The 5,418-nt window shown below is 36.0% G+C and carries 5 protein-coding genes; all 5 read right to left on the reverse strand.

Features of this window, described 5'->3' with window-relative positions; genetic code table 11:
* Window positions 1-259: 259 nt before the first annotated feature.
* Window positions 260-1,303 (reverse strand): class 1b ribonucleoside-diphosphate reductase subunit beta, encoded by a 1,044-nt coding sequence (gene nrdF, locus IKV95_RS01475; protein ID WP_081313409.1) that lies wholly within the window; start codon window positions 1,301-1,303, stop codon window positions 260-262.
* Window positions 1,257-3,428, reverse strand: coding sequence for a class 1b ribonucleoside-diphosphate reductase subunit alpha (gene nrdE / locus IKV95_RS01480; RefSeq protein WP_227002013.1), 2,172 nt, complete (start codon window positions 3,426-3,428; stop codon window positions 1,257-1,259). Before nrdE ends, nrdF begins: the two co-directional genes overlap by 47 nt.
* On the reverse strand, window positions 3,403-3,786 hold the full coding sequence (gene nrdI / locus IKV95_RS01485; RefSeq protein ID WP_069119233.1) for a class Ib ribonucleoside-diphosphate reductase assembly flavoprotein NrdI: 384 nt from the start codon (window positions 3,784-3,786) through the stop codon (window positions 3,403-3,405). Before nrdI ends, nrdE begins: the two co-directional genes overlap by 26 nt.
* Before the next feature lies 1 nt (window position 3,787).
* Entirely contained in the window at window positions 3,788-4,018 is a 231-nt protein-coding gene (locus tag IKV95_RS01490) for a glutaredoxin family protein (protein ID WP_029092600.1), read from the reverse strand.
* A 239-nt stretch (window positions 4,019-4,257) separates the two neighbouring features.
* Window positions 4,258-5,418, reverse strand: a 1,161-nt coding sequence (locus IKV95_RS01495; protein ID WP_287451336.1) for a carboxypeptidase M32, incomplete at its 5' end; no start/stop codon positions are given.

Raw genomic sequence — 5,418 nt, forward strand, 5'->3', positions numbered from 1 at the left:
CCTACTCTCATGACATTAACACAAGGTGTGGTACTCAATTTATTGAAGGTTTGGTACTCAATTGCTATCGCAATTTCCGTCCCATACTGTCTTTGTAAGCTCATAAATTCGCACAATGTCAGCACCCATACTACTCTCGTAAAGCGAATAAATTCGCTACGATAGTAGCACAAAAAAACACCCTCTCAGCAAAACTTTTTTCAAAGTAATGTACTGATAGGATGTTTTTATATCTTTTTATTAGTTTAAAAGTATACGATTAGATGAGGTAATCGCTGTCAGACATTGATTCTACTTGTCCAAGTAAATAACCATTTCCCACTTGTGAGAAGAAATCATGGTTGTTTGTTCCAGTAGATAATCCATTCATAACGATTGGGCTCACATCATCGGCAGTATCTGGGAAAAGTGGGCTGAAGCCCATATTAGCCAAGGCTTTATTTGCATTGTAGCGCAAGAAGATCTTAACGTCTTCTGTCCAACCAACTGCATCATATAAAGATTCAGTGTACTTCACTTCATTTTCATAAAGTTCATAAAGGAAAGCATAAACCCAACCTTTTAATTTTTCTTGCTCTGCTTCGCTTGTTTCATTAAATGTTAACTGGAATTTATAACCTATGTAAGTTCCATGAACACTTTCATCACGAATGATAAGTTTAATAACCTCCGCTACGTTAGGTAGCTTGTTGTTACCTAAGAAGTAAAGCGGCGTATAAAAACCAGAATAGAATAAGAAGCTTTCAAGAAAAACGCTGGCAACTTTCGCTTCAAGAGCTGTACCATTTTGATACACTTCATTGATCATCAATGCTTTTTTCTGTAAGAATTCATTGGTATTTGTCCATGAGAAAATTTCATTGATTTCTTTTGGTGTATTAAGTGTACTGAAAATTGATGAATAACTTTTTGCGTGAACAGACTCCATAAATTGAATATTATTATATACTGCTTCTTCATGAGGTGTACGTACAGATTCACGTAATGATGCCATACCATCTTGTGATTGTAATGTATCCAATAATGTTAAACCACCGAACACACGCTCAACAAGATGTTTTTCAACATCAGAAAGTGAACGCCAGTCATCTAAATCATTTGAAATAGGGATTCGTGTATCTAACCAAAATTGCTCAGTTAATTTCTCCCATGTTTTTTTATCAAGAACATCTTCAATCTCGTTCCAGTTAATTGCTGTATATGCTTTATTGTTAGTAGTCACTGGTATTACCCCTTCCTTCTCACATGCGCTTGCTTTAGATTGAGCAGCTTTCACAATCGTTGCTTCCCACTTCTTCAGCATCGTCAGTATATGTTCTAATGTAGTAAAGCGATTTAATACCTTGGCGATGTGCGTAGTGACGTAGGATTGTTAAGTCACGTGTTGTTTGTTTCTCAGATTTTTTCCATTCATAAATCTCAGTCGACATTGTCGAACGCATGAACAACGTTAAACTCATACCTTGATCAATATGTTGTTGTGCTGCTGCATAAACATCAATCACTCGACGCATATCCATATCATAAGCAGATGTATAATAAGGAATCGTTTCATCCGAAAGATAAGGCGCTGGGTAATAAGTTTTACCTGTTTTTTTCTCTTGGCGTTCTTCGATACGTTGCGTGATTGGGTGCAATGATGCACTTGTTTCATTCACATATGAAATAGAGCCGTTAGGAGCTACTGCAAGACGGTTTTGGTTGTATAAACCAGTTGCCATAATCTCAGTACGTAAGGCAGCCCAGTCTTCAGGCGTTGGAACAAAGATATCTTTAAAGATGTCTTTTACCTTATCTGTTTCTGGCGCCCATGTTTTATCTGTATATTTATCAAAGTATGAACCATCAGCATATTTAGATTTTTCAAATCCAGCAAAAGTTTCATTACGATTTTTAGCAATGTTATTACTTTCAACTAATGTCCAATAATTTAATAACAAGAAGTAGATATTGGTAAAATCAAGTGATTCTTCTGAACCATATGACATTTTATTCATCGCAAGATACGTGTGTAATCCCATTGCACCCAAACCAATTGTATGTGCTAAATCATTACCTTTTTTGATTGAAGGTACTGCTTCAATTGATGATGAATCAGTAACAAATGTTAAAGCACGTGTCATTGTTCGAACAGACTTACCAAAGTCTGGCGAAGCCATTAAGTTAACAATATTTGAAGATCCGAGGTTACAGCTAATATCTGTTCCCATTTCTTCGTACGTTTGATCATCATTAATGATTGATGGTTTTTGTACTTGTAAAATTTCTGAACAGAGGTTACTCATAACAATTTTACCATCAACAGGGTTTTCCTTATTAACAGTATCGATGTTAATAACATACGGATAACCTGATTCTTGTTGTAATTTAGAGATTTCTGTCTCTAACTCACGTGCGCGAATTTTTGATTTTTGAATGTCAGGGTTGTTAACCATTGCCTCATATTCTGCTGTGATATCAACGTATGAAAATGGTTTTCCATATACACGCTCAACATCATAAGGACTGAAAAGATACATAAAATCATCATTTTTAGCCAAGTCATAAAATTTATCTGGAACAACTAGCCCAAGTGAAAGTGTTTTAACACGGATTTTTTCATCCGCATTTTCTTTTTTAGTTGCTAAGAAAGATACGACATCAGGATGGAAGACACTTAGGTATACAGCACCTGCTCCTTGACGTTGACCAAGTTGATTACTATAACTAAAGCAATCTTCAAGAATCTTCATAACAGGAACGACACCGCTTGCGGCACCTTCGTAACCCTTGATTGGATCACCAGCTGCACGTAGGTTAGAAAGAGATACTCCAACACCACCACCAATACGTGAAAGTTGTAATGCTGAGTTAACAATACGTCCAATACTGTTCATATCATCGGTTGCTTGAATCAAGAAACACGAAACAAGTTCTCCTCGACGTTTACGTCCTGCATTAAGGAATGAAGGCGTTGCTGGTTGATAACGTTGATGAATCATTTCGTCAACTAAATCAAGCGCTAATTCTTCATCACCATTTGCAAAGTATAAAGCATTAAATGATACTCGGTCTTCATAACGTTCTAAATAACGCTCACCATCATTCATTTTTAAAGCATACTGTGTATAAAATTTATGCGCTCCCATGAACGAGCGGAAACGGAATTTTTTTGCATAGGCTTTTTGGAAAACTTTTTTCACAAATTCACCTGAATAAAGTTCAATAAATTCACGTTCAATATAATCATTATTAATTAAATAATGTAATTTTTCTTGTAATGAGTGGAAAAAAACAGTGTTTGGATTAACATGCTCTAAAAAATAGGCATGAACTGCTTCACGATCTTTGTTTAAAGGAATCTTACCATCAACAGGTCGATTCAATTCATTGTTAAGCTTAAAATATGTTATTTCTTTTGGTTTACTCTGTAAACGAGGTGTTTCCAATCGACTCAACCCCTTTAATAAATTTTTCAACGTCCGTTTCAGTACCGCTAAATTCAAATTCAGCGATAATCGGTACATTGTATTTCTTAGCAATATCCCTCGCAGTGAAGACAAATAAATCCGCAAAGTTGATATTACCACTTCCTGCTACTCCCTTAAAAAAGTGACCATTATTTTTGTAATCGATAAAATCATCGATAATACTTGTCATTTCATAATCATAAGTAGGTGCAACAACAACAAAATCCGTTGTCATTTCTTTAGATGGAAAAGCTGTCGATAATTCATAGCTTTCAAATGGTAGTTTATTGACAAATCGCCTTGACTGACCAGTCAAAGTCATATAAACAACAATCATTCTAATCAGCTAATCCTTTTAATTTATCTGGAGCAAAGCCAACAATCGGATCAAAGCCATCTTTAAAAGTAACTGGTGTACTGCTGTAACCACTATCTTTCAAGAATGCTAAAGCTTTTTCATCATCCATCACATTGCGTATCTCGAAATCAATACCTTCACCTGCTAATAATGTTTTCGTCATATCACATTGTGGACACCCGTATTTCGTATATACAATTGTTTTACTCACGTTCTGCTCCTCCTTCGTTACAAAAAAAGAAAAGACCTTCCCGCAGCTCGTTTGATAACCTAAAACGACAGGAACGCTTTCTTTCACATAACATCATATTGTGTACAAAAACTATTCTATCATATCATAAACACAAAATGTAGTGTTCTGTCTTCTCAAAAAAACACTTGACAAGAAGAAGTCAATTACCACGCATGTTTGCACAATTAAAATATTTTTATAGAATTTTTTTTGAAAATTTATTTTAGTTTATAGACATCTTTGTATCGTTTTGTCAAGAAGTCAATGAGGTATTTTGGATTTAATTTTTCCCCTGTTGCATCAACCATAATAGCTAATGGTTCTTTTGCTTTACCGAATTGATGGACGTTTTCTGTCAACCAGTTTTTAATAACTGTATAGTCTCCTGTAGCAACGGTTGCCTCAATATCAATCGTTTGACGCATTGCGACTTCTAACTGTGCAGCATTAAGCAAACCAAGCAAATAAGAAGGGAAATAGCCAAAATCGCCACCCGCCCAATGAATATCTTGTAAAATGCCTTCTAAATCGTTTTTTGGCTCGATACCGAGGTACTCTTTATACTTAGCCTTCCAAACTGTTGGAAGCTCTTTAACATCTAAATCATCGTTAAATATCGCTTTTTCAATTTCATAGCGGATAATAATATGCAATGCATAGGTTAATATGTCAGCTTCAATACGAACGAGTGACGGTTCAGTCACATTTAACGCTTCATAGAATGACTCAAAAGAAACATCATCGAACGATGGTGCAGCATAGTGTTGGAAACGCGCATAATTATCTTCCCAAAAAGCGCGGCTTGAACCTAAGATAATTTCATAAAAGAGTGATTGTGATTCGTGAATCCCCATCGATACACCTTCAGATAATGGTGTTCCATCATATTCCGGCGCGATATTTTGTTCATAAATGGCATGACCGCCTTCATGAATCAAGCCAAGCACAGCCATTTTAAAATTCATTTCATCGTAACGCGTTGTAATTCGCACATCGCCTTGATTCATTGTAATCGCAAAAGGATGAATGGTGTCATCGATACGCCCCGCTTCAAAATCAAAACCCATTTTAGTCAATATTTCACGGCTAAACGCAATTTGTTTATCCTTGGCAAATGAACGTTCCAGCAAATTAGACTTGGGCTGATTTGGCGCAGCTTGCGTTTGTTTAAGTAAATCAATCACTGCTTCACGAACCTCTGCAAAAACCTCGTCAAGGATAGCTACGGTCATTCCTGGTTCGAATTGATCTAGTAGTGTATCATAGGCGGTTGCTTTTTCGCCCCAATAACCAATGAATTTTTTCTTGTACGCAATAATTTCTTCTAGATGTGGTTGGAAAATCTTATAATCTGACTGGTCGCGTGCTTCTGACCAAGC

Source organism: Brochothrix sp., from assembly GCF_017549435.1.
In the GTDB taxonomy this organism is placed as follows: Bacteria; Bacillota; Bacilli; order Lactobacillales; family Listeriaceae; genus Brochothrix; species Brochothrix thermosphacta.

What these genes read in the sequence shown, in the direction of transcription:
- nrdI (WP_069119233.1), bottom strand. Translation starts at nt 3,786, where the DNA reads ATGATTGTTGTTTATATGACTTTGACTGGTCAGTCAAGGCGATTTGTC.
- nrdF (WP_081313409.1), bottom strand. Translation starts at nt 1,303, where the DNA reads ATGCTGAAGAAGTGGGAAGCAACGATTGTGAAAGCTGCTCAATCTAAA.